This window comes from Arthrobacter sp. Soil_N43 (genome assembly GCF_057655195.1).
In genome coordinates this window covers 60,260-83,084 of the sequence record NZ_JBDGML010000108.1, presented here as the reverse complement: position 1 = coordinate 83,084, position 22,825 = coordinate 60,260, and the positions used below count along the sequence as shown (strand labels likewise).

General features: G+C 66.5%; 21 protein-coding genes. 9 read left to right on the top strand and 12 right to left on the bottom strand.

Features of this window, described 5'->3' with window-relative positions; translation table 11 throughout:
• Positions 1–37 precede the first annotated feature (37 nt).
• From AC3A3W_RS15990 to AC3A3W_RS15975, 4 genes are all read left to right on the top strand, one after another.
• Positions 38–1,222, top strand: coding sequence for a Re/Si-specific NAD(P)(+) transhydrogenase subunit alpha (locus AC3A3W_RS15990; protein WP_487444006.1), 1,185 nt, complete (start codon positions 38–40; stop codon positions 1,220–1,222).
• Positions 1,222–1,584, top strand: coding sequence for an NAD(P) transhydrogenase subunit alpha part 2 (locus tag AC3A3W_RS15985; RefSeq protein WP_487444005.1), 363 nt, complete (start codon positions 1,222–1,224; stop codon positions 1,582–1,584). Before AC3A3W_RS15990 ends, AC3A3W_RS15985 begins: the two co-directional genes overlap by 1 nt.
• Positions 1,581–2,954: an NAD(P)(+) transhydrogenase (Re/Si-specific) subunit beta gene (locus AC3A3W_RS15980; RefSeq protein ID WP_487444004.1), complete on the top strand. Its 1,374-nt coding sequence runs from the start codon at positions 1,581–1,583 to the stop codon at positions 2,952–2,954. The genes AC3A3W_RS15985 and AC3A3W_RS15980 overlap by 4 nt, the downstream gene beginning before the upstream one ends.
• A gap of 144 nt (positions 2,955–3,098) precedes the next feature.
• Entirely contained in the window at positions 3,099–4,016 is a 918-nt protein-coding gene (locus AC3A3W_RS15975; RefSeq protein WP_487444003.1) for a diacylglycerol/lipid kinase family protein, read from the top strand.
• A gap of 74 nt (positions 4,017–4,090) precedes the next feature.
• Here AC3A3W_RS15975 and AC3A3W_RS15970 read toward each other — a convergent pair whose 3' ends face one another.
• The 6 genes from AC3A3W_RS15970 to AC3A3W_RS15945 all read right to left on the bottom strand — a co-directional run bounded on the left by AC3A3W_RS15970 (position 4,091) and on the right by AC3A3W_RS15945 (position 10,313).
• The gene (locus AC3A3W_RS15970) at positions 4,091–4,819 is read right to left on the bottom strand and encodes a maleate cis-trans isomerase family protein (protein ID WP_487444002.1); all 729 of its coding nucleotides are present in this window, start codon (positions 4,817–4,819) and stop codon (positions 4,091–4,093) included.
• Between the two features lie 8 nt (positions 4,820–4,827).
• A complete protein-coding gene (locus AC3A3W_RS15965; RefSeq protein ID WP_487444001.1) occupies positions 4,828–6,249 on the bottom strand; it encodes an amidohydrolase family protein in 1,422 nt (473 codons plus the stop codon).
• Between the two features lie 10 nt (positions 6,250–6,259).
• Entirely contained in the window at positions 6,260–7,045 is a 786-nt protein-coding gene (locus tag AC3A3W_RS15960; RefSeq protein ID WP_487444000.1) for an aspartate/glutamate racemase family protein, read from the bottom strand.
• Positions 7,042–7,725 (bottom strand): GntR family transcriptional regulator, encoded by a 684-nt coding sequence (locus tag AC3A3W_RS15955; protein WP_487443999.1) that lies wholly within the window; start codon positions 7,723–7,725, stop codon positions 7,042–7,044. The genes AC3A3W_RS15960 and AC3A3W_RS15955 overlap by 4 nt, the downstream gene beginning before the upstream one ends.
• 82 nt (positions 7,726–7,807) lie before the next feature.
• Complete coding sequence (locus AC3A3W_RS15950) at positions 7,808–9,181, bottom strand: MFS transporter (RefSeq protein WP_487443998.1); 1,374 nt, start codon at positions 9,179–9,181, stop codon at positions 7,808–7,810.
• 250 nt (positions 9,182–9,431) lie between these two features.
• Complete coding sequence (locus tag AC3A3W_RS15945) at positions 9,432–10,313, bottom strand: amino acid-binding protein (RefSeq protein WP_487443997.1); 882 nt, start codon at positions 10,311–10,313, stop codon at positions 9,432–9,434.
• 203 nt (positions 10,314–10,516) lie between these two features.
• Between AC3A3W_RS15945 and AC3A3W_RS15940 the strand changes: the two genes are divergently transcribed.
• Both AC3A3W_RS15940 and AC3A3W_RS15935 read left to right on the top strand, forming a co-directional pair.
• Complete coding sequence (locus AC3A3W_RS15940; protein WP_487443996.1) at positions 10,517–11,470, top strand: SMP-30/gluconolactonase/LRE family protein; 954 nt, start codon at positions 10,517–10,519, stop codon at positions 11,468–11,470.
• A 211-nt stretch (positions 11,471–11,681) separates the two neighbouring features.
• Complete coding sequence (locus AC3A3W_RS15935; protein WP_487443995.1) at positions 11,682–12,746, top strand: FUSC family protein; 1,065 nt, start codon at positions 11,682–11,684, stop codon at positions 12,744–12,746.
• A gap of 44 nt (positions 12,747–12,790) precedes the next feature.
• Here the strand turns inward: AC3A3W_RS15935 and AC3A3W_RS15930 are convergent, their stop codons facing one another.
• A complete protein-coding gene (locus tag AC3A3W_RS15930; protein ID WP_487443994.1) occupies positions 12,791–14,146 on the bottom strand; it encodes an MFS transporter in 1,356 nt (451 codons plus the stop codon).
• A gap of 124 nt (positions 14,147–14,270) precedes the next feature.
• Between AC3A3W_RS15930 and AC3A3W_RS15925 the strand changes: the two genes are divergently transcribed.
• The gene (locus AC3A3W_RS15925) at positions 14,271–15,026 is read left to right on the top strand and encodes an IclR family transcriptional regulator (RefSeq protein WP_487443993.1); all 756 of its coding nucleotides are present in this window, start codon (positions 14,271–14,273) and stop codon (positions 15,024–15,026) included.
• A gap of 116 nt (positions 15,027–15,142) precedes the next feature.
• Positions 15,143–16,330 carry a 4-hydroxybenzoate 3-monooxygenase gene (locus AC3A3W_RS15920; protein ID WP_487443992.1) on the top strand — a complete coding sequence of 396 codons (1,188 nt, stop codon included), beginning with the start codon at positions 15,143–15,145 and terminating at the stop codon, positions 16,328–16,330.
• Here the strand turns inward: AC3A3W_RS15920 and AC3A3W_RS15915 are convergent.
• Genes AC3A3W_RS15915 through AC3A3W_RS15905 form a run of 3 tightly spaced genes read right to left on the bottom strand, consistent with a single transcriptional unit; the run spans position 16,327 to position 20,272 of the window.
• Complete coding sequence (locus tag AC3A3W_RS15915) at positions 16,327–18,117, bottom strand: ABC transporter permease (RefSeq protein ID WP_487443991.1); 1,791 nt, start codon at positions 18,115–18,117, stop codon at positions 16,327–16,329. The genes AC3A3W_RS15920 and AC3A3W_RS15915 overlap by 4 nt on opposite strands.
• The gene (locus tag AC3A3W_RS15910) at positions 18,114–19,181 is read right to left on the bottom strand and encodes an ABC transporter ATP-binding protein (protein WP_487443990.1); all 1,068 of its coding nucleotides are present in this window, start codon (positions 19,179–19,181) and stop codon (positions 18,114–18,116) included. Before AC3A3W_RS15910 ends, AC3A3W_RS15915 begins: the two co-directional genes overlap by 4 nt.
• 2 nt (positions 19,182–19,183) lie before the next feature.
• The gene (locus AC3A3W_RS15905) at positions 19,184–20,272 is read right to left on the bottom strand and encodes an extracellular solute-binding protein (protein ID WP_487443989.1); all 1,089 of its coding nucleotides are present in this window, start codon (positions 20,270–20,272) and stop codon (positions 19,184–19,186) included.
• Positions 20,273–20,508: 236 nt separating this feature from the next.
• Between AC3A3W_RS15905 and AC3A3W_RS15900 the strand changes: the two genes are divergently transcribed.
• On the top strand, positions 20,509–21,540 hold the full coding sequence (locus AC3A3W_RS15900; protein ID WP_487443988.1) for an FAD-dependent monooxygenase: 1,032 nt from the start codon (positions 20,509–20,511) through the stop codon (positions 21,538–21,540).
• A 128-nt stretch (positions 21,541–21,668) separates the two neighbouring features.
• Here the strand turns inward: AC3A3W_RS15900 and AC3A3W_RS15895 are convergent, their stop codons facing one another.
• Together AC3A3W_RS15895 and AC3A3W_RS15890 are read right to left on the bottom strand one after the other, a co-directional pair.
• Positions 21,669–22,103 carry an acyl-CoA thioesterase gene (locus AC3A3W_RS15895; protein ID WP_487443987.1) on the bottom strand — a complete coding sequence of 145 codons (435 nt, stop codon included), beginning with the start codon at positions 22,101–22,103 and terminating at the stop codon, positions 21,669–21,671.
• A gap of 150 nt (positions 22,104–22,253) precedes the next feature.
• On the bottom strand, positions 22,254–22,757 hold the full coding sequence (locus tag AC3A3W_RS15890) for a GNAT family N-acetyltransferase (RefSeq protein ID WP_205651503.1): 504 nt from the start codon (positions 22,755–22,757) through the stop codon (positions 22,254–22,256).
• Positions 22,758–22,825: the final 68 nt, after the last annotated feature.

Genomic DNA, 22,825 nt, shown 5'->3' with positions numbered 1-22,825 from the left:
CCGAAGCGCCGCTGCACCCGTTGGAAGGAAGTGGCGGGTGAAGCTGGGCATAGCGCGTGAGCGCCGGGAGGGCGAGCGGCGGGTCGCCGCGACGCCGGAGACCGTGAAGCAGCTGACCGGACTGGGCCTTGAGGTGCTGGTGGAGTCGCGGGCAGGAGTCTTCGCGGGGCACGGTGACGACGACTACCTTCAGGCCGGCGCCATGGTGGTGCAGGACCTGGACCTCGGGGAACTCGATGTGTATGCCCATGTCCGCCCGCTTGAGAGTCCGACGGCAGCAGCCTTACGCCGGGGGACCGTCACTGTGGGGCTGGCCTCGCCGTCGTCCGAACTCGCCACCGTGAAGGAACTCGCAGACGGCGGCGTCACGTCGTTCGCCCTGGAGCTCGTCCCCCGGATCTCCCGCGCCCAGTCCATGGATGCCTTGTCCTCGCAGGCGCTCGTGGCTGGCTACCGCTGCGTTCTGGAGGCGGCCATCCGGCTGCCGCGGTTCTTTCCCCTCTACATGACGGCCGCAGGAACTGTCCCGCCCGCACGGGTGCTGGTGCTCGGCGTCGGCGTGGCCGGGCTGCAGGCCATCGGCACGGCGAAGAGGCTCGGGGCGCGGGTTTCGGCCAACGATATCCGCCCCTCCTCTGCGGAAGAAGTCACTTCGATGGGCGGCACATTCATCAAACTGGACCTTGAAACGGCGGAGGCGTCCGGCGGTTACGCGCGTGAGCTCAGCGCCGACCGCGGCGCCCTGCAGCGCCGGCTGCTGGCGCCGCACGTCGCCGAGGCAGACGTGCTGATCACGACGGCGGCCGTCCCCGGGCGGCGCGCACCGCTCCTGGTGACCCGCGAGATGGTGCAGGGCATGCGCCCGGGATCAGTCGTCGTCGACCTTGCCGCGGAGTCCGGCGGCAACGTGGAAGGCTCCCTGCCGGGCCGGGAGGTCCAGTTCCCCACCGCCGACGGCCGGGGCGCCGTCACCGTCGTCGGCCTGAAGGACGCGCCGTCCGCGTTGCCCACCGACGCCTCCCGGCTGTACGCAAAGAACGTGGCAAACCTGCTGGCCCTGATGACGCGTGACGGCACAGTGGCGCCGGATTTCGACGACGATGTGATTGCCGGCGCCTGCCTGACGCACGACGGCGTGGTGCGGCATCAGCCCACGGCGGATGCGCTCGCGGTGCTCGCCGCGGAAACCGAGAAGGCGTCAGAGAACGAGGGAGTGGTCTGATGGACGGCATCAGCCTGCTCACGATCACCGTTTTGGCGGTCTTCGTGGGCTTTGAAGTGGTTTCCAAGGTCTCCAGCACGCTGCATACTCCGCTGATGTCCGGGGCCAATGCCATCCACGGCATCATCCTGGTGGGCGCCATCATTGTGGCGGGCCAGGCCGCACACCCGTGGGTGCTCGCCGTCGCACTCCTCGCCGTCGTGCTCGCCACCGCCAACCTTGTCGGCGGCTTCGTGGTGACGGACCGGATGCTGGAAATGTTTAGGGGACGCCCGGGCAAGGTGGAGAAACGGCCCGGCACGTCCCGTGACGTCGCGGCCCAGAAAGACGCGTCCCGCGACGGCAAGGAGAGTGTCCAGTGACGCTCCTTGACCCCACGGTGACGTCGCTGCTGTACCTCGCGGCGGCCGTCTTTTTCATCCTCGCCCTCAAGGGCCTGAACTCGCCGCGCACGGCACGCCGCGGCAACCTCATCGGCGCCTTTGGTGCGCTGGTGGCCGTCGTGACGGTCTTCTTTTCCGTCCGGCTGGACAACGTCCCGTGGATCCTGGGCGCCATCGCGGTGGGATCCGGCGTGGCCGCCCCGGTGGCCCGGCGGGTCAAGATGACCCAGATGCCACAGCTCGTGGCCCTCTTCAACGGGGTGGGCGGCGGTGCGGCCGCGCTAGTGGCGCTCCTCGAGCTCCCGGCGGCCGACGACGGTTGGATGCGCCTCGCTGTTGTCTTTACGCTGCTGGTCGGTGCCGTTTCCTTCTCCGGTTCCGCCGTCACGTTCGCGAAACTGCAGGAGCTGATGACCACCCGCCCGGTGGTGTTCCCAGGGCTGCCGGCCGTGATGGGCGCCGTGCTGCTGGCGGCGGTGGGGGCCGCGGCCGCTGTGGTCCTGGGCGGTTCGCTGGCACTCGCCCTGGTGCTCCTGCTGCTCGGCCTGGTGGCTGGCGTGCTGCTGGTCCTGCCGGTCGGAGGGGCGGACGTGCCGATCGTCATTTCGCTGCTCAACGCCTTCACCGGGCTCGCCGTCGCGGCTTCCGGGCTGGTGCTGGGCAACGTGCTGCTGGTGGTGGCGGGCACGCTGGTGGGCGCCTCGGGCACCATCCTGACCCGGGCCATGGCGGCGGCCATGGGCCGCAGCGTTGCCGGCATCCTCTTCGGGGCATTCCGGGGAGGTTCGACGGCGGGATCGACGGCGGTCAGCGACCGCCCCGTGCGCTCCTCCAGCCCGGAGGACGTGGCGGTGCTCCTGGGCTACGCGCAGCGGGTGATCATCGTGCCCGGATACGGCCTCGCGGTGGCGCAGGGACAGCACACCGCCGCCGAGCTCGCCCTGGCCCTGGAGTCCCGGGGCATCAGCGTGGACTTCGCCATCCACCCGGTGGCCGGACGCATGCCGGGGCACATGAACGTGCTGCTGGCCGAGGCCAATGTGCCCTATGAGTCGCTCAAGGAGATGGGTGAAATCAACTCCCAGTTCCGCACCGCCGACGTGGCCCTGGTGGTCGGCGCAAACGACGTCGTCAATCCCGCGGCCAAGACGTCCGCGGGCTCGCCGATCTACGGCATGCCGATCCTCGAGGTGGCCGATGCGCGGCAGGTGGTCTTCCTCAAGCGTTCGCTGCGCCCTGGCTTCGCAGGGATCGAGAACGACCTCATGTACGAGCCGCAGACCACCCTGCTGTTCGGCGACGCCAAGGAATCCCTGACGAAGGTGCTGGGCGCCGTCAAGGCGCTGTAAGAGTGCCCGGAGCGGTGACGCTCGTGTGAGCAAGGCGACTGCTTGAAGTAGCGGCCAAATTAAAGAAGCCTGCTGCGCATTGATGTGGAACCCGGCTACGATTTGATTCCCTGGCTTTGCCGCCCTCACCAGCCGAAGGACATCATGACAGCGAACAACGCCTCCCCGCCGCTACGGGCCGCCGTGGTCATCAACCCGGCCAAGGCCGTTGGCGCCGACCTCCGCGCCTCGCTGATTCGGCTGTGTGACACACAGGGCTGGGCCGAGCCGCTGTGGCTGGAGACCACCGTTGAGGACCCGGGTGTGGGGCAGGCGCGCGAGGCACTGGAGGCGGGGGTCGACGTCGTCATCGCCGCCGGCGGCGACGGGACCGTGCGCTGCGTTGCCGAGGTGCTCGCCGGGACCGATACCCCGCTGGGGCTCGTGCCACTCGGAACGGGCAACCTGCTGGCGCGAAACCTGGGCGTTGACATCTCTGACCCGGTCTCGGCCGCTTACGACGTGCTGAACGGCACGGAACGCACAGTGGACGTGGTCAGAAGCAGATTCGACCGCTCGGAGGACGAGAACGTGTTCGTGGTGATGGCCGGCGTCGGCTATGACGCCGCGATCATGGCGGACACCGTGGACGTCCTCAAGGACCGCATGGGCTGGCTCGCCTACGTTGAAGCGGGCATCCGCAAGCTTCCCGGCAAACCCATCCGGGCCACCATCAAGGTGGACGACAAGCACCCGGTCAAACGCCGGATCCGCAGTGTGATGATCGGCAACTGCGGCCGGATCATGGGAGGAATAGAGATTTTCCCGGAGGCGAAGATCGACGACGGCCTCCTTGACCTGCTGGTCCTCGCCCCGCGGGGCAGGTTCGGCTGGCTGGGCGTGATGGCCGGCATTTTCGGCCGCAGGAAGAACAAGAAGCAATCGGCCGAGTACTTCCAGGGCAAGAGCGCAGAGGTGACCCTGGAGCATGAGCAGGAGTTCCAGCTCGACGGCGACCACGTGGGCACCGGAAAGCACCTCGTCATCCGCCTGGAGCCGGGCGGGCTCAAGATCCGCATGTAGCGTCAAAGGTCGACGGCGGCGGGCGGCTCCCAGTGGGCGGCCCGCCGCCGTCTGTCTTGTCTGGGCTGCTGGCGTCAGTCCGCGAGCAGCCTGCCCCACCTTGGTGCGAGCAAGGGGGACCCGGCAAGCTTGAGGCAGTGCCACAGGGTCACTGCCACCGAATCCAGTACGGGGACACCGCTTTCGGCTTCGACTTCGGCTGCGATGTTGGCACCGTACAGGTTGGTGCACAGGTAGACCAGCGCGTCCGGCGCTGCCGCCGCCAGTTCCAGCGAGCCGGGGCGCATCTCCTCGTCGGTGACCCGGCCGAAGGACTCGTTGTCGCTCAGGCCCAGGCCGCGGTGTCCCACCGTCTTGATGCCGTCGCGCTCGTAGGACGCGATGACGGCGAGGTTCACGTCCTCCGTGTACGGCGTGAACAGCCCGATCCGCTCCGTGCCGAACTGCCGGAACGCCTCCAGGTAGGCCAGCGTCGACGTGGTGGCCGGTGTGCCGGTGGCGTCGGAAATCTCCCGCACCAGCTCCCGGTCGTGGTCCGCCCCCAGCCAGGACCCCGAGGTGCCGTTCCAGGCAATGACGTCCACGTCCGCCGTCGCGAGCAGCCCGGCCGCTTCGCGCATGACGGCCGGATCGAACTGTTTGTCGGAGGAATCGTCCAGGGCAATCCGGGTCACGGGGATCCGGGTGAAGTGGATGGTGACGTCGTCCCGCTCACCCAGGATGCGGTAGCTCTGCGGTTCCAGGCAGGTGTTGGAGGACGGCACGATCATGCCGATGCGGGTCTTGCGTGTTGCGGAAGGCATGCGTGCTCCTAGACTGTCGCGGGGGTAGCGGCCGGTGTTGCTGTGTGCTCGCGGAATCCGTTGCGGGCCACGAAGCGGCCCGCCGGGCCGGGATCGTGGAAGGCGCCGTCGTCCACCACCACGCGCCCGGCGGCGACCACGACGGCGGGCCAGCCGGCGAGCCGGACGCCGTCGAACGGGGAGAAGTCCGTGCCCATGTGGAGGCTGCCGCCGTCGACGGTGCGTTCCTCGGCGGGATCGAAGATCACGAGGTCGGCGTCGTAGCCCTCGGCGATGGCCCCCTTGCCGGGGACCGCGTTGATCCGGGCGGGCCCGGCGGAGAACACCTCAACGAAGTCCTCCACCGTGTTGCGGGCGGATTCCATCATGGCCGTGAACGTGACGGGCATCCGCGTTTCCACGCCGGGCAGCCCGTGTGGCATGGCCCGGATGTCATCGGTCCGCTCGCGCTTCTGTGAGAGGTCGTAGCAGGAGTGGTCCGAGGAGACTGTATGGATGGCGCCGTCGGCCAGGCGCTCCTTGAGGGCGGCGACGGTTTCGGCGCTCCGCATCGGCGGGCAGCAGGCGTACCACTCGGGAAAGGCCGAGCCGTACACCGTGTCATCCAGGGTCAGGTAGTGCGGGCAGGTCTCGGAATACGCCTCCTGGCCTGCCCTGCGGGCCTCGGTGACCAGGTCCACCGCGCCGGGGGTCGACTGGTGCACAAAGTACACGGCAGCCCCGGTGTAGTCGGCCATGGCCAGGGTTTCCTTGACCGATATCTCCTCGGCCAGTTCCGGGCGGGTCCGGTGCAGGTGCTCGATGCCGATCCGGCCGTCGTCGGCATGCTGTGCGGTGCAGTCCGCGATGATGGGGTCGTGCTCGGCGTGGATGTAGGTGAGGCCGTCCAGCCGCACCATCTCGCGCATGACTTTCAGGATGGTGTCCCCGTCCGCCATGGTGGTGCCGCGGTTGGTCGTGTACATCTTGACCGACCGCACGCCCTCGGCGGCCAGCTGTTCCAGCTGCCACGGCACGGTCTCGTCCCAGCTGACCACCGCACCGTGGAGGGCGACGTCGCAGCGGGATTCCTGCGCCAGTTCCTTCTTGTGCAGCACGGCCGCCAGCGGGGTTTCCTGGGCGTCGCGGGGAATGCCGAAGTCGATGATGGTGGTGGTGCCGCCCCACAGTGCTGCGGTGGAGGTGGTTCTGTAGTCGTCCAGGGTGCGGAAGCGTCCGGTCACCTGCGCCACGTGGCAGTGGCCGTCCACGCCGCCGGGGATCACGAGGCGTCCCGCGGCGTCGATGGTGCGCTCAGCCGCGGGGACCGGCTCCGAGGCCGGGACCAGCCGGACGATGGTGCCGTCCTGGACGACGATGTGGGCGTCTTCGCGGCCGATGCTGTTGACCACTGTGCCGTTGGCGACGACGAGTTCTGGTGTGCGGGACATCATTGTCCTCCTAGTTTGTTGAAGCGGCGGGTGCAGTCTGGGCGGATGCAAGGGCGGCGTCGAGGTTCTCTGACAGTCCCCTGCGGGCCTTCACCGGCGGCGGGGCGAAGGCGCCGGCGCGGTGGGGCCCGGACTGGAGCCCCACCACTGCCTCCGCCATGCGGATGCCGGCGGAAATGCCGTCCACCACCGGAACGGGGATCTGCCCCTGAAGTTCGCGGGCAAGGCCGGCGAGGGGAGCGCCCGCCAGGATGACGACGTCGGCCCCGTCCTCCGTGACGGCCTGCCGGCTGAGTGCCAGCAGGGTTTCCCTGAAGTCCTGCTGCACGGAGCCGATGGCGTTGAGCGATTCGTTGATGGAGCGGATGGACGCCAGCCGGCCGCCGAGGCCGAACCGCTCGATGCAGTCGAGGTACCACGGCCGGATCCGGTCCGAGATGGCGATGATGGAGAAGCGGTGCCCCTGCAGGGCCGCCGCGCAGAGCGCAGCCTCGGTGATGCCGATGACCGGGACGTCCGCGAGTTCCTTCAGCGCGGGCATGCCCGGATCGCCGAAGGCGGCAACTACGACGCCGTTGATAGGAGAGCCGTCGATCTTGCCGGTGTATTCGGCGATGATCTCGGCGACGGCGCCTGCCGCGATAAGGGATTCGAAGCGGGTCTCGATGTACTCCACGCCGTGGCCGGCCGTGCGGACCACCAATTCCGTCCCCGGGGCTGCGGAGCGCAGGGCCTCGGACTCGATGAGGGCTGTGACATCGTCGCTGATGTTGGGGTTGATGACGAGAAGTTTCATTTTTTCTTCCGGTGCAGCGTGGGTTCGGTTTTCTGGAAGTCCTCGGGGAACTGCTCGCGGTACTTGCCGATGTGCGACGCCGACTGGGCAGCCGCCCGGTCCGGATCGCCGCTGGCGATCGCGTCGTAGAGTTCGCGGTGTTCCTGGATCAGTTCGGGCAGGTCGCTGACATGGCGGAAGAGCCAGTGCATGCGTCCCTGGAGGGGTTCCAGTGCGGATTTGAGGAAGTTGTTGTCGGCGATGCCGGTGATGGCGTCGTGGAATTCGCTGTTGGCCCGGTGCGCCTCCATCACGGCGCCCTTGGCGAGGCAGCGCTCCGCCTCGTCGAGCAGGCCTTTGAGGCGGGCCAGGTCCTCCCCGGTGGCACGGACGGCAGCGAGGCGGCAGGCCAGCACCTCCAAGGACTGCCGGACGTCGAACAGGTCCTCGACGTCTTTGGGGCTGAGGGTGCTGACTTCCGCGCCGCGCGCTCCGCGGTCGCTGATGAGGCCCTCCTGGCGGAGCATGCGCAGGGCTTCCCGAACGGGGAGCCGGGACACGTTGAATTCGGCGGCGAGGTCGCGTTCCACCAGCCGCGTGCCGGGAGCGTAGTGCCCTTCAAAAATCCGGGTGCGGAGGGTGTCCCGGACAGCCTCGCGGAGGGGGCGTTCCTTGTCCTGGGTCTCTTCTGCGGTAAGCATGGTGCTCTCTTTCGGATTCGTGTGGGGCTTGCACTCCCGGCGGCGGGAGGAGGCGCTGTGTGGCTGGCTTAGGATTGCCAGCTTAGACAGGAAGCCGCTTGTTGTAGTTGAGGGTCAGCACGGACACTCCCATCACGATGGCGGATCCCACGAAGTACAGGAGCGCCCAGGTGTACGAGCCGGTCGCGCCGACAATCAGGCCCACGGCGATGGGTGTGACAAAGCCGGAAATGTTGCCGCTGAAGTTCATCGCCCCGCCGAGCACGCCGGCGTTGGTCCGGCCGCCGAGGATGGAGGGGATGCTCCAGAACAGGCCCACCCAGCGGAGGAAGAACATGACCAGGGAGAGCAGGACGACGGCGGTGGTGGGGTCGGGCACCACCGTGACTCCGACCAGGCCGCCGATGACCACGGCGCTGGAAATGCCCAGCAGGGTGCGCATGACGCGGTTGGCCGAGGCGCCGGCTGCCCGCCACTTGTCGGCGATGCTGCCGCCCAGGATTTCGCCGACGAAGCCGGCACCGAAGATGACGAATGTGGACCAGCCGATGGTCTTAAGGTCAAAGCCCTTGGCCTGTGCCAGGTAGAGCGGGCCCCAGGTCAGGAGGCCGTAGAAGACGCCGTTGAAGCCCAGCCAGCCGAAGCACATGGCCCAGAAAGAGCGGAACTTCAGGTAGGGGAGCAGGGCGCGCTTACCCTTGCTGCCATCCAGTTCAGCTTCTGCATCCTCTGCCGCATGCGAGGCTTCGATGTAGGCGGCCTCGGCATCGTTGACCCCGCGGTGCTCGCGGGGATTGTCGCGGACGTACCACCACACGGCCAGGCCCATGAGGACCGTCGCAGCACCGGCGATGACGAAGGCCATCCGCCAGCTGCCGGTGGAGGCAATCAGTCCGGCGATGATGATGCCGCCAAGACCTGCGCCCAGGGGAGCACCGGCATCCAGGATGGTGGCGCCCCGGCCGCGTTCGGACTTATGCATCCAGATGGCGTTGAGCTTGCCGCCTGCCGGCATGACGCCGGCCTCGGTGACGCCGATGCCCATCCGGGCAATGAACATGCTCAGGAAGCCGCCGGCCATGCCGGAGGCGGCAGTGGCCGCGCCCCAGCCGACGCACGACGCCGTCATGACCTTGCGCGGTCCGAACTTGTCGATCAGCCAGCCCACGGGAATCTGCATGAGGGCGTAGGTCCAGAAGAAGGCGGATAGGAGCAGGCCTACCAGCTCCGGTGCAAGGTTGAATTCCTTTTGGATGATGGGGAGGGCCACGGAAATGGACCCGCGGTCGATGTAGTTCACGGCGACAAGCACCAGAAGGAGCAGGAACAGCTTCCAGCGGACGGTGGTGCGCCGTTGCACGCCGTCTTTGCCGGGGTTGCCGGGTTTACCGCCGGCCGGGGCTTCTGTGGTGCCTTGAGCCTCGGTGGTCGCTGTTTCGGTATTGGGGATAGACACAGCTTCTCCTTTACAGGGAAGTTTACGGACAGGGAACGAGCTTGGTGATGTGGACGAGCGGCCGCGGATTGGGCGGCGGAAAACTGTGAGCGGGGCCTCTAGCGGCGGTTCCGGAAGCGCCAGGCGCTGTTTTGGGATCCCTATTTGGGATCCCAAAATCAAAGATAGAAGTGACCCGGCACACTGTCAAGGGTTTCGGCGAACTTGAGCCGTATGCCGGCTAAATACCGATTGTGACTGCCGCCAGCGGCTATAGCCCCGCCGGCGCCGGACCCGGATCGGACCCCGCTGCGGATGCGGCAGGTACGTGGGCCAGGATCTCGGCGAGCTCCGCGAGCCTGTGCGCGCGGGCGGATTCGGCGGGCGTGAACGGTTCGCCGGGGCGGTAGAAGGTGATGGGCCCGTGCCAGGCGGTGGGGATCTTCAGGAGGGTGCCGGCGTCGTTCGTTTCTCCCGGAATCCGGGCGGTTTCCGACTCCGGATCAAGTATCCGTGCGGACAGCAGCTCCGCCACAGCCAGCGGAAGCTCACCGGGAGCCGCCGCGATGCGCGCCGCCAGGCTCAGCGCTTTGGTCTGGCCGTCAGCCATCGCCAGGGCGGTGGTCGGCCACACCTGCGGCTGCCTGCCGCCGCCGTCCTCCAGGGCGTCAAGCAGCTGGCGCTCGCTGAGTTCACCGGGGGCGGACAGCACAAACTCATCCATGACGCCTCCGCGCACCGGGTGGACGTGGATGCTCAGGATGTTGGTGTCCAGCAACGCGAGCGACCGTGTGATCTTTTTCAGGGAACCCGGCTGGTCCCGCAGGATGGTGCGTGCCCGCCACAGGGAGGGCGCGGTGCCGAGCCGCCGCCGGTGCCGCAGCGCCGGGGCGTGGAGCCAGCGGCGCAGGATCCGTGCCGCGGACGGCTCCGCCACCCAGATCACCAGGACGGTGGCCGTGAGCGTCAGGACCAGGACCTTGGCCACGTAGGGCAGGTGCGTCTGCACCACCAGGGCATGCACCAGCAGTTCGATGGGAAGCATCACGGCAACATTGGCCACCGTGAGGCGGGTCTTGGGCGGCTCGGGCATCTGCCCGCAGACTTCGCAGCTCAAGTCAGCCGTGGCAGGGACCGGTGCTTTAGGCTTCATGCTTGCATCCTGCCGTGCTGCTGTTACGGACTCATTGCCCCCGCGTTCCGAACTCGGGAACGATGTGCCGGGCGGCGGCGCTGCCGGTTAATTTGCGCATCTGGTCAGGCATATCGGCCGAATCTACACTGAAGGGACCATCGTGCGGAGCTTCCGTACAACGGCCAGCTCGCACGGAAAATCAGCCAACTCCGGAGAGCATCATGCGCCTCAGTACAAAAAATCCAGGTTCCGCACGCCGTCGTGCCGCCGCCGGACTGGTGGCCCTCGCGGCTCTTCTCGTCCCGGCTCCCATCGCGTCGGCCGGCGAGGACAATTCAAAGGACCGGCTCCCGGTCATCGTCCTTCCCGGCGCCAAGGGCGCGGAGGGCATCACCGCCGGCGAAGGCAACACGTTCTACGCGGGGGACCTCGCCACGGGAGACATCTTCCGCGGTGACATCCGCAAGGGAACCGCCAAGAAGTTCATCGACGTCCCTGACGGCCGGGTAGCCGTCGGCATGAAGGCTGACAACGAGAACGACCTCCTCTTCGTGGCCGGGGGCGCGTCCGGCAAGGCCTACGTGTATGACACGGATGACCGCAAGACCGTCAAGACGATCCAGCTGACCAGGAAGGCAGCCTTCATCAACGACGTCGCACTCACAGACCACGGCGCCTGGTTCACCAACTCGCGGCAGGCCGAGCTCTACTTCGTGCCCGTAGGCGACCACGGCGGCCTCGGCACGGTCCGGACGCTGAAACTGACGGGGCCCGCAGCCGACACGGCCGATCAGTTCAACCTGAACGGCATCGCCAGCGCGCGGAATGACCGCACCTTGGTGGTGGCCCACTCCGGCAACCAGGCCCTGTACACCGTCAACCCCAGGACCGGAGCGAGCGCCCAGATCAAGGGCCTGACCCTGCCGAATGTCGACGGCATCGTGGTGAAGGGCAGCACCATCTGGGCCGTCCAGAACTTCCTCAACCAGATCAGCCGCGCCTCCGTCGATTTCCGCGCTCTTTCCGGAACCGTCAAGGAAGTCATCAAGAACAAGAACTTCAACATTCCGACGACGGCAGCCCTGTTTGGGGATAAGCTCGCCGCCGTGAACGCCAAGTTCATGGTCCCGAACGCGAAGACGTTCGAAGTGGTGGTGGTCAAGGCCCGCAGCTAGCTGCGCCGCCTTCGTCACCCGCCCGTTCATCGCACGACCGACCCGGGGCGGGGCCGCTCGTGCGGTCGAGGGCCGCTAGGCAGGCTTCCGTGGCAAACGCCGCGGTAGCCTGCCTTTGCCGTTCCGGGAAGTCGCTGCAAAGTAAACTGGCAACCGGACGCCAGCGCCGTCGTCGTCAGTTCCTTACCGCTACGAAAGGCGCCCATCCACTGTGAAGCTGCTGGCCGAGATGTTCACCCTTGCCCCGGCAAACAAGGACCATCACGTCGCCCTCCGCTGCGCAGTCGGAGTCTTCGTTCCGCTGATCACCCTGGTGCTGCTGGACCGCCTGGATCTGGCGATCTTCGCCACATTCGGCGCGTTCACCGGGATCTACGGCCGCGGCGAGCTCCACCGGAAACGCTTCTTCATCCAGGCGCGGGCCGGCTCGCTCATGCTCGTGGTGATGCTCGCAGCCAGCCTGTTCGCGCGGACCAGTGACGCTCTGGAACTCCCGGCAACGGCGAGCACCTGGCTGCTGGTCCTGGCCACCACGCTGGTGGCCGGTGCCTGTTCCCTGGTCATTGCCTGGTGGCGTCACCGGCCTGCCGGTTCCCTCTTCCACATCTTCGCGTTTGCCGCCATCGCCTCCATTCCCGGCCAGCCGCCGCTGTGGCAGTGCATGCTGGCGGCCGTCCTCACCACCGTGTTCTGCCTGCTGGTGGGGCTGTCCTCCCGCCTGCTGCGCAGCCGCCGGACGCCTTGGGAAATGCCCGCACCTGCCCGGCTCACACCCGATGAGAAGCGTGCGGCGCGACTGGAAGCCGTGGGTTATTTCGCAGCGGCAGGGCTCGCCGGCACCCTCGCGACCATCGTTGGGCAGTGGCTGGGCTTCGGCCACAATTACTGGGCCATGGTGGCCGCTGTGGTTCCCCTGGTGGGCCGGACGACGCGCCACCGCATCGCCCGTGGAGTCCAGCGAATCATCGGCACCGTGCTGGGCCTGATACTGCTCGCGGGGATCCTGCTGCTGCATCCCGTGCCGTGGCAGACGGTCCTGGTGATCGCCATCTGCCAGTTCGGCGCCGAGCTGTTCATTGCCCGCAACTACGTCGTGGCCCAGGTCTTCGTGACGCCGCTCGCGCTGGTCTCGACGCTGCTGGTTGCTCCGGCCAGCCCCGACCTGCTGCTGCGCGACCGGATCGTGGAAACAGTGATCGGCGCCGCCGTCGGGATCGCCGTGGTGCTCGCGCCGGCAGCCTGGGCACGGTCGCGGTCCCGGTCCGCTCCCGCATAACCGGCCTGTGCCCCCACAACCGGCCTGGGCCCGGTCGTGGGGTGTCAGGAACGCCCGACGGCGGGCGCCTGGCCCGGTGCCGGGGCGATCGCATGGGGAACAGTCACCAGGGCAACGACCGCAAGGAGCGCCGCGGCGCCGAAGACGTAGAACCCCCACGGGTAGGCGATTCCGGCCGCCACGAGCGTTCCGGTCACGGCCGGGCCCACGATGGCGCCCATGCGTCCGACGCCCGCCGCGAAGCCGAGGGCCGTCCCGCGGAGCCGGGGCGGGAAGAGCTGGCTGACCCAGGCATAGACCAGGACCTGCGAACTGAAGACGAAGACGCCGGTAACGAAGACGGCGGCATTGAGCAGGAACTCGTTCTGGATCTTGACGCTGAGAACGGCGAGGAAGACGGCGGACAGGCCGAACCACAGGAGCACGATCTTCTTGGTGCCGTGCTTGTCGGCCAGTATGCCGGCCACGATCAGCCCCACCACGGCGCCGACGTTCAACACCAGCAGCAGGACCAGGCCGGTGCTCACGGTGTACCCTGCGGAGGCCATGAGCTGCGGCAGCCAGGTGTTCAGGCCGTACACGAGCAGGAGCCCCATGAATGACGCCACGGCGATGCCCAGCGCCACCAGCGGATAGGGCTTCTTGGTGAGATCGCGGAAGCTGGCGCGGTCCCCGGGCTCACCGGCTGGCAGCAGGGACGCCGGCGCGGCCTCGGGTTCGGCCGCCGGGACGGCGATGGGCCGGTGGGCCCGGATGACCGCGTGTTCCTGGGTGGCCGGGGCGGCTGCGCCCAGGGGCTCATGGCCGTGTTCCGCGTGGATCGGGGGCAGGGTCTCAGGAAGCCGGAACCAGAGGAAGGGCACCAGCACGAATCCGGCCACGCCGCCCACCACGAACATGATCCGCCAGTCCGGCACCACCAGGATGGCGAGGAACGCGGTGGCCACGGCGCCCACGTGGTAGCCGGTCATGGTCCGCGTGGTGGACTTCCCGGCGGTGCCGGCCGGGGCGTAGTCGTTCATGTACGCCAGGGCCGCCGGAAGGCAGGCCCCGAGACCCACGCCCGCGAGGAGGCGGAAGATGCCGAACATGGCAACGTTCGGGGCGAACACCACGGCGATGGTGAACAGGGAAAACCAGGCGACGCATCCCACCAGCAGGCGGCGGCGTCCGAACCGGTCGGAGAGGGGCGCGATGAACAAGGCTCCGATGCCCACGCCCACCAGGGAGATGGTGGCTGCGTAGGTGGCCCCCACGGCGTCGAATCCCAGGTCCTGGGTCTTGATCAAGGTGGGAATGACGGTGCCGAGCACCACCAGATCGAATCCGTCCAGCACCATGGCGAGCCAGCAAAGCCATACGGGCCACTGGGAACGGCGGGCGACTGAGAGCGTTGACATGGGAACCTCGTTGTTCGGGTTGACACCGCGGCGGTGGAGGCAGCAGCGGCGGCTGACATGAGAGTTGTATCACCCGGGGGTGTAATCTGGGACAACTCAAACCATTGAATGGAAGCGAAGGGTCGTGGCCAATTCAGTCTCCGGCGACTCGGTGGTGGACCGGGTGGTGCGTGTCATTGCAGCCTTTCCGGAAGGCGTGAGTGTCCTCCAGCTCTCGGAGCTGGCAGACCGCGCACAGCTGCCGCTCACCACGGCGCACCGGCTGGTCCGCCAGCTGGCCCAGCACGGGCTTCTTGAAACCAGTGCCGGAGGATCTGTGCGGCTGGGGCTGCGTCTGTGGGAGCTCGTCAACCGCAATTCGCCCACGCTGGCACTCCGGCAGGCTGCGATGCCCTTCATGGAGGACATCCAGCACGTGCTCAACCAGAACGTGAACCTGGCGGTTTTGGACGGCTGGGAGGCGCTCTTCGTGGAGCGGCTTTCCCGGCGGGGTTCCGTGGCGAACCGTGCCCAGATCGCCGGCCGGCTGGCGGTGCATGTCTCCTCAGCGGGGCTGGCCCTGATGTCGTTCCAGCCGCGGTCCGTGCAGGCTGAGTACCTTGAGCAATTCTCGGATCCGGCCGGCAAGGTGTCGCCGGAGGATCTCCGAGCCTTGCTGAGCGAAGCTGCGCATCAGGGGTACGCACAGCTGGCCGGCGTGATCGACCCCGACACCTGGGGGATTGCTGTCCCGGTGCTCGACGGCAAGAAGCGCGCTGTGGCGGCGCTCGGCGTCGTCGTCCCCCTGCAGGAGGTGCGCCTGCAGGCGCTGGTGCCCGCTCTGCAGACGGCAGCCAGGGGGATTGCGCGGCGCCTGGGCGACTCCAGTACGTCCGCGTGATTCCGTTCATCGGAATCGCTATAACGCTCCCCACATGTCCCGGCGCACACTGTTAGGCAGAAGCACGCCGGCCCCAGTACTCACGCCGAGGGCCCCGCAACGAAGCGAGGAACATCGTGGCAGCACGCAAAAGCATCAAAACCCAAGTCGCCATCATGGGCGCCGGTCCGGCCGGACTCATGCTGTCCCACCTGCTGGCGAAGGCCGGTATTGAATCGACCGTGATTGAAATCCGCAGCCGCCGGGAGATCTCCGAGACCGTCCGTGCAGGCATCCTGGAGCACGGAACCGTCAACATGCTCGTGGACAGCGGCGTCTCCGACCGGGTCCTGCGCGAAGGGGACCGGCACGACGGCATCGAACTGCGCTTCAACGGAGAAAGCCACCGCATCGACTTCAAGGACCTGGTGGGCGAGTCGGTCTGGCTCTACCCGCAGACCGACGTTTTCATGGACCTTGCCGCACGCCGTGCGGACGACGGCGGGGACGTCCGCTACAGCGTCACGGACACCACCGTTCACGATCTGGAAGGATCTCCGAAGGTCTGGTTCACGGACGCCGATGGGACGGAATACGAACTGCACGCTGATTTCATCGCCGGCGCCGACGGTTCACGCAGCCACTGTCGCTTCCAGATCCCGGAGGCACACCGCAAGTGGTACTTCCACGAATACCCGTTCGCCTGGTTCGGCATCCTCGCGGAGGCACCGCGCAGCTCTGATGAGCTCATTTACGCCAACTCGGACAACGGCTTCGCTCTGATCAGCCAGCGCACCGAAACCGTGCAGCGGATGTACTTCCAGTGTGACCCGAACGAGGACGTGAACAACTGGAGCGAGGAACGGATCTGGGACGCCTTCCGCAGCCGGGTCAACGGCAACGGCTTTGAGCTCAAGGAGGGCCCGGTCATCGACAAGATGGTCCTGAAATTCCGCAGCTTCGTGCATGCGCCCATGCGGCACGGGAAGCTGTTCCTGGCCGGAGACGCCGCACATACCGTCCCGCCCACCGGCGCCAAGGGCCTGAACCTGGCCATCCACGACGTCAAGGTGCTGTTTGAAGGCTTGGACAGCTATTACAAGAGCGGCTCTTCGGCGCTCCTGGAGTCGTACAGCGACCGCGCGCTGGACCGGGTGTGGAAGGCACAGCAGTTCTCCTACTGGATGACGTCCATGCTGCACACGCCGGCGGACGCCGATGACTTCTCCCGTGCACGCCAGCTCGGCGAGCTCAACTCCGTGGTGTCGTCCCGCCACGGCCGCGCATACCTGGCCGAGGCCTACACCGGCTGGCCCTCCGTCTAGGCTTCCGACAGCACGGGGTCCTTCTGGGCGGGGTTCTTCGATGACAGGTCCTCCGGTGCCGGGTCCTTTTGGGCGGGGGACGCGTCACGCTTGCGGGTTCTCCCGTACACCAGGTACATGGTCAGGCCGGTGATGACCATGAGCAGGACCGTGTAGACGAACGTGTTGGAGACGCCCTCCACGCCCTCGGCGCCGTCCGTGTTGGCCTTGATGACCAGGCCGAGGGGCTGGACCAGGGGATGGGCGAGGAAGATGGCGGTGTCGTAGTCATCCAGCAAGTTGTTGAAATTGAGGGCGGCGATGGCCGCGGCCGTTGGCAGCACCAGCGGGAGCAGGATCCGGCGGAAGATGTACAGCGTCCGCGCTCCCATGATGGCTCCGGCCTCCTCGAGGGAGGAGTTCACCGAGGCGAAGGACGCCTTCAGCATCCTCAGCGTGAAAGGGATTTTCACTGTGACGAACGCGACCAGGAGGATGACCGTGGTGCCGGTCAGGACGGCACCGCCCACGAGCGGATTCGGGTGGTCGTAGCTGATGATCAGACCGAGGGCGAGCAGGGCCGAGGGCAGGATCCAGGGAATGTGGAGCAGGTATTCGAAGACGGCCGTTAGCCAGTTGCGGTGCTTCTGCAACAGGCGGGCGACGAACAGCAGGCCACCCACGGCGATCACAGCAGCCAGTGCGCTGTACACGATGCTGATGACGAACGGGCGCAGCCCCGAGGGCTGGGTCAGCACCCGGACGTAGTTGTCCAGGGTCAGGCTGTCGAAGGAGATCTGCCCAGTCTGGATGGCTGCGCTGTCCGCGAAGGAGTAAATCACGATGAGCGCCACCGGCAGCGTGTAGATGGCGAACAGAAGGTACGCCGCCACGTGCACGATGGCGTTGCCCACAGGATGGGTGATTTTCTGCTTCTCCAGGGCCGAGGAAACCTTCGACACTGAAAAGTAGGTGCCACCCCTCTCCATGCGGGTCATGACGGCCAGCATCAGGATGGTGGCCACGCCGAGGATGACCGCCAGCAGGGCGGCCAGGTCACGGGACGTGGGGCTGTTCGTGAAGGTGAGGATCATCGGTGTGATGGTCTGGAACTCCCGGCCGCCGAGGACCTGCGGTGCGCTGAGCGCGCCGAGTCCCGTCAGGAAAGAGAGGATGGTGACGGCGAACAACGTGGGCTTGAGCATCGGCAGGACGATCCGCCGGAGGATGGTCCACGTGGAGGCCCCCATGTTCTTTGCGGCTTCGATCGTCTGGTGGTCCACGCCCTTGAGCGCGTTCGCCACGAACAGCATGTGGTTGGTGGTGGTGGCAAAGGTCATGACCACCAGAACCGCCAAAAACCCGGAGAACCAGTTGCGGTCCATGCCGGGGAAGAGGTTGCCCAAGAGGGCGGTGACGATGCCTTTGTCCCCGTAGATGAACTTATAGCCGGCCGCGAGGACGATGCCGCCATAGATAAAGGTGGTGGCATACCCCAGGAACAGAATCCGGGCGCCACGGATCCTGAAGTAGTGCGTGACCAGCACGATGAAGATCCCGACGACGTTCACAGTCACGGAGAGCGCCGCCGCCAGCAGGAAGCTGTTGCCGAGGGATTTCATGGCGCGTTCTGAGGAGAGGAGTTTCTCCGCGGCGCGTCCGGAGAAGCGTCCGTCGGGAAAGAACGTTTGGATCAGGACGTTGGCGTTGGGCCAGACGAGGAAGGCAGCGATGAACCACGTCAGAACCACGCCCACGAACAGCACGAACGGCGACCTGACCATGCTGCGGACTGGCGTGGCCTTCATGGCCGCGAGGCTGCCAGGGCCAGGTTGCCCACGGCTTCCCCGGTCTGCGGGTCATACTGCAGCACGTGGACGGGCCGGACATAGACCGTGGCTGCGCCGCCCGGCTCGGGATGCACCCCGCCGTCCTCCCTGACGAGCAGACGCACGTCCGAGCCGTGGCAGCGCACGGTGTACCGGCTGTGCAGGCCGTGATAGCTCCGCGACACCACCACGCCCTGCACCGGAACGGCGTCGGAGTTTCCGGCCGGCTGGGTCAGCGACGCCTTTTCCACCCTGAGGTAGGAGTTGGCGCCGGGGTCGAGGATGCCGCCCGAGTGTCGGTTCAGTTCGGCAATGAAGTCGCTGGTGAGAACCGAACTGTCGCCGATGAACGTGCAGACGAATTCCGTGGCCGAGGCATCGTAGATCGACTGGGGTGTGCCCACCTGCTCCACCACCCCCTTGTTGAAGACGGCGATCCGGTCGCTCATTGCCAGTGCTTCGTCCTGGTCGTGCGTTACATAGACGGTGGTGATGCCAAACTCGCTTTGGAGTTCCTTGAGCTGCTGGCGCAGCTGGTGGCGGAGCTTGGCATCCAGGTTGGACAGCGGCTCGTCGAGGAGCAGGATCTTCGGCTGGAGGACCAGGGCGCGGGCCACGGCTACCCTCTGCTGCTGGCCGCCCGAGAGCTCAGCCACGTTCTTGCGCAGCTGGCTGGCCGACAGGTCGACGCGCTCGGCGATTTCGCGCACCATGCGGTCACTCTCAGCCGTTTTTTCCTTGCGGACGCGCAGGCCGAAGGCGATGTTTTCCCACACGGTCATGCTGGGGAACAGGGCGTAGTTCTGGAACACCATGCCCACCTGGCGTTTATCACTGGGAAGCCTTGTCACGGCCTTGCCATCGACGAACACTTCTCCGGCCGCGGGATCGATGAATCCGGCCAATGTGCGCAGGGCGGTTGTCTTGCCGCAGCCCGAGGGTCCGAGCAGAGTGAAAAACTCTCCCCGCTCCACCTCCAGGTTCAGTTGCGGGATCGCGGTGAAATCTCCGAAGGTAACTTCTATGTTCTCCAGGCGGATCATGGCTACTTCATGTACTCCAGCTCGATTTTCTCGACCCAGGCGCCGATATTCTCCTGGACGAATTTCCAGTCGATCTCCTGCTGCTTGAGAGAATTGCTGAATTCGACCACTTCCGGCTTTGCTTTTTCGGCGGCGGCTTTATTGGCCGGCATGGAGCTGAATTCCTGTGCCCATTCGCCTTGGACTTGAGCACTGCCGAACCAGTTGATGAATTTGAGGGCCTGGTCCTTTTTGTCCGTTCCCTTGACCAAGGCGACCTGTTCGACGGCGAACGGGACGCCCACCGAGGGTTTGGCCACGTCAACATTTACCTTGAATGACTTTTCGCGTTCCGGAATGATCGAGGACGGCATTTGTCCCATATCCACGTCTCCGGCCGCTATGCGTGCAAAAAGGTCCGTCTTCGCTACGGCGGGGTTTCCGTTCTGGAAATACTGTTCGATCTGGCGCCAGCCTTCGTCCGAAACCCCGAGATCGCCGGCGTCGTCCTTGTACCGAGTGAGGATGCCGGCGAAGACCAGCTGGGCGGTAGCGGTTCCGAGCCCCGTGACGCGCTCATAGCGGTTCTTGAATTCGTCCTTCGTCCATAGGTCGGTCCAGTCCTGGGGCGCCTTGTCCGCGGGGAACTTGTCCGAGTTATACCCGAGCAGGATGGCCTGCTTGACCAGTGGCCAGTACGCCTTGCTCTCACCGGGGTCGCCGAGTTCGGCGTCCACTTCGGCTGACCATGAGGGTGTGAACGCCTCGATGGCATCGGCAGCTTTGATTTGCTCGAAGTACATGTTGTTCAAACCGAAGGCGACGTCGGCAATAGGATTGTTTTTCTCGGCGATCAGCTTGTTCGTCGCGTCTGCCCCGCCTGCGCCAACGATTTCAATGGTGAAGCCGGCGGCGGCTGCCTTCTTTGTCAGCCATTCTCCGCGGCCTTCACCGTTCGAATTTGTATAGACGATCAGTGTTTCACTGGAGGACCCCGATGAGGTTCCGCCGGAGGCGCTTTCGGAGGCGGCCGGTGCCCCCGCGCCGCTGCCGCATCCGGCCAGGAACAGGACGCTGATGGCTGCAGCGGCAACAGTTTTCAATTTGTGCACGATGAGACTCATTTCTGAAATGAAACCAAGCGTTATCCGGTTAGCCTATAGCGGCAAGCGGCTGCTTGGGCGGATTATCCCTATCGATTTTATGAACATTTGCTAAACCGGCCCCGGCCCGCATGACCGGCTTTGGCCCCGGCCGGTTGTGCCGGCGAGGGCCGCCCAATCGGGAGCTGAACAGACGGGAGCTGAACAGACGGGCCGCCAACCGCCGTCGGGCTTAACATCGGTCCATGGAAGCGATCAACATCGTCGGCGGCGGCATTGCCGGCCTGGCACTCGCGGCGGGCCTCGACCCGGAGCGCTACGACGTGACCGTCCACGAGCAGCGGCCTGGCCTGCCGACGGTGGAAACTTCCCTCGCGATGTGGCCAGAGGCGCAGGGTGCGCTTGCCGTTCTCGGGATCCTCCCGGAGATCAAAGCAGTCGGCGCCACCTTCGGCGGGATGACCCTGCGGGATGCGGCGGGTGGCTCGTGGGCGTCACCGGAAGTCCGGGGCGTGGTGGGGGTGTCCCGGGCAGACCTCATCCGGCTCCTTGACGCCGCCGTGCCCCGGAGCGTGCGCCGGACGGAACGCAAAGTGGAAGACATCCCCGCCGCCGGACCGCTGGCCGCGGGCCTGGTGGTCGGCGCCGACGGTGTCCACAGCGTGGTCCGCCGCGCATTCTGGGGCCAGAAGGCCAATGCCAGGCTGACGCCGTACCTGGCATTGCGCGGCGTCCTTCCCGTGCCCGTTGTACCGGAGGCCGGCGGTGAGTACTGGGGGCGCGGGCAGCTGTTCGGGATCACCCCGGCATCCGGCGGCAGGACGTACTGGTATGCCTCCTTCCGCTCGGAGCTCGGTCCGGCAGGAGTCGAGACGGCCGAAGCGCTGGAGCGTGCACGGGAGCGGTACGACGGGGCTGCGGCGGCCGTCAGGAACGTGCTGGAGCAGGCTTCGCCGGAATCAACGCTCGCCCAGCGGATCTGGACCGCCCCGGAACTCGCCAGCTACGTGCGCCCAGGGGCGGTCCTCGTCGGCGACGCCGCGCACGGCATGACCCCCAATCTGGGCCGCGGGGCGTGCGAAGCACTCGTTGACGCCGCGGCACTGGCCGAACTGCTCAATGCCAGGCCGCTGGACGAGGCCCTCAAGCAATACAACCGGCAGAGGCTGCTCCGGACCCAGTTGCTGCGGGTGGCGTCCTCTGCCATGACGCGCCTCGCCCTCGCCGAGCGGGCACAGCCGCTGCGCGACCGGCTGATCCGGCTCGCGGCCCGGTAGCGAGGCTTGCCAGGCAGGAATCGGCACAACCGGCTCTGCCCCGCACAACCGGCCGTGCCCCGGGCCGCTTCAGCGGGGGAGGGCCGGTTCCGGCGTGAACGGCCGACGGCGGCGCGCTAGTTGCACTGCTAGTCCTGCGCGAGCGTTTCGGTGAGGTGGTGCGTGGGAATGCGGTCGCGGTCGTAAGTGATGTCCGTGTAGCCGTGCGGCTCGGGCTTGCCGTTGGGGCTGAGGTTCACGAACACGATCTCCTCGATGGTGAGGATGCTCTGGCGCGTGATCATGTTGCGGACCTCGGCCCGCATGGCCAGCGACGTGCGGCCGAACCGGGTGGCTGTCAGGCCCATTTCGATCAGGTCGCCCTGCACCGCCGAGCTGACGAAGTTGATCTCGGAGATGTACTTTGTGACGGCCCGGCCGTTGCCCAACTGGAGGATGGCATAGATTGCCGCTTCCTCGTCAATCCACTTCAGCAGGCTTCCACCGAACAGCGTGCCGTTGGCGTTGAGGTCCTCGGGACGGACCCACTTGCGGGTACGGAAAGTTATGTCTGCGGTTGCCATACTGCGAGATTAGCCGACGGCGGATGGGGCATTCCGAGTGTGACGGACGGCCCCGGCCCACAAGCACGGCCCTGGCCAGGGCCGCTCACGCGGGCAAGGGCCGGTTGTGGGAGCGGAGGGTTGTGCAAGCGCCGAGGGCGGCCCGCATCCCTAAGCCATGGCCGTGTGCGCCGCGCTGCGGGCGTTGATGGACTTGGCATAGCAGTAGGAGTGCTCGACGCCGATGTAGGGACCGAAATTGGGTACCTGGTCGAAGCCGGAGTTCTCGTAGAAGTTCCTGCCGTCGGGCTGGGCCGAGCCTGCCTCTGCGGTGACGCGCGTGATGCCCTGGGCGTAGGCTTCCGCCTCGAGCGCCGCGAGGATGGAGCTGGCCACCCCCGAGCCGCGGGTGTACGGGAGGACGTAGAGGCGCTTAATTTCGGCGGTGGAGGAATCCAGCAGCCGCAGCCCGCCACAACCTACGGGCTGGCCAGAACCCTTGTCGTAGGCCACCAGGAAGACCGCGGTGTCCACTTCGGAGGGCTTCGGACCTGGCTCGTGATCGGTGCAGCCAAAGCGTGCATCGAGCTCGGCCTGCTGGGCAGCCCGCAGGTCGGCACCCACCGGGTTGGACCAGCTGACTTTGCGGATGTTGAGCCTGGGATTGGTCTGCATCTCTGCCTCGATTCGCCGAAGGGTTATGCAAATCAACGGTAAAGGCGCGTGGTTACCGTCGTGTTTCC

Coding starts and splice junctions, on each gene's coding strand:
- AC3A3W_RS15985 (WP_487444005.1), top strand. CDS start 1,222: ATGGACGGCATCAGCCTGCTCACGATCACCGTTTTGGCGGTCTTCGTG.
- AC3A3W_RS15975 (WP_487444003.1), top strand. CDS start 3,099: ATGACAGCGAACAACGCCTCCCCGCCGCTACGGGCCGCCGTGGTCATC.
- AC3A3W_RS15970 (WP_487444002.1), bottom strand. CDS start 4,819: ATGCCTTCCGCAACACGCAAGACCCGCATCGGCATGATCGTGCCGTCC.
- AC3A3W_RS15965 (WP_487444001.1), bottom strand. CDS start 6,249: ATGTCCCGCACACCAGAACTCGTCGTCGCCAACGGCACAGTGGTCAAC.
- AC3A3W_RS15960 (WP_487444000.1), bottom strand. CDS start 7,045: ATGAAACTTCTCGTCATCAACCCCAACATCAGCGACGATGTCACAGCC.
- AC3A3W_RS15955 (WP_487443999.1), bottom strand. CDS start 7,725: ATGCTTACCGCAGAAGAGACCCAGGACAAGGAACGCCCCCTCCGCGAG.
- AC3A3W_RS15945 (WP_487443997.1), bottom strand. CDS start 10,313: ATGAAGCCTAAAGCACCGGTCCCTGCCACGGCTGACTTGAGCTGCGAA.
- AC3A3W_RS15940 (WP_487443996.1), top strand. CDS start 10,517: ATGCGCCTCAGTACAAAAAATCCAGGTTCCGCACGCCGTCGTGCCGCC.
- AC3A3W_RS15930 (WP_487443994.1), bottom strand. CDS start 14,146: ATGTCAACGCTCTCAGTCGCCCGCCGTTCCCAGTGGCCCGTATGGCTT.
- AC3A3W_RS15915 (WP_487443991.1), bottom strand. CDS start 18,117: ATGAAGGCCACGCCAGTCCGCAGCATGGTCAGGTCGCCGTTCGTGCTG.
- AC3A3W_RS15910 (WP_487443990.1), bottom strand. CDS start 19,181: ATGATCCGCCTGGAGAACATAGAAGTTACCTTCGGAGATTTCACCGCG.
- AC3A3W_RS15900 (WP_487443988.1), top strand. CDS start 20,509: ATGGAAGCGATCAACATCGTCGGCGGCGGCATTGCCGGCCTGGCACTC.
- AC3A3W_RS15895 (WP_487443987.1), bottom strand. CDS start 22,103: ATGGCAACCGCAGACATAACTTTCCGTACCCGCAAGTGGGTCCGTCCC.
- AC3A3W_RS15890 (WP_205651503.1), bottom strand. CDS start 22,757: ATGCAGACCAATCCCAGGCTCAACATCCGCAAAGTCAGCTGGTCCAAC.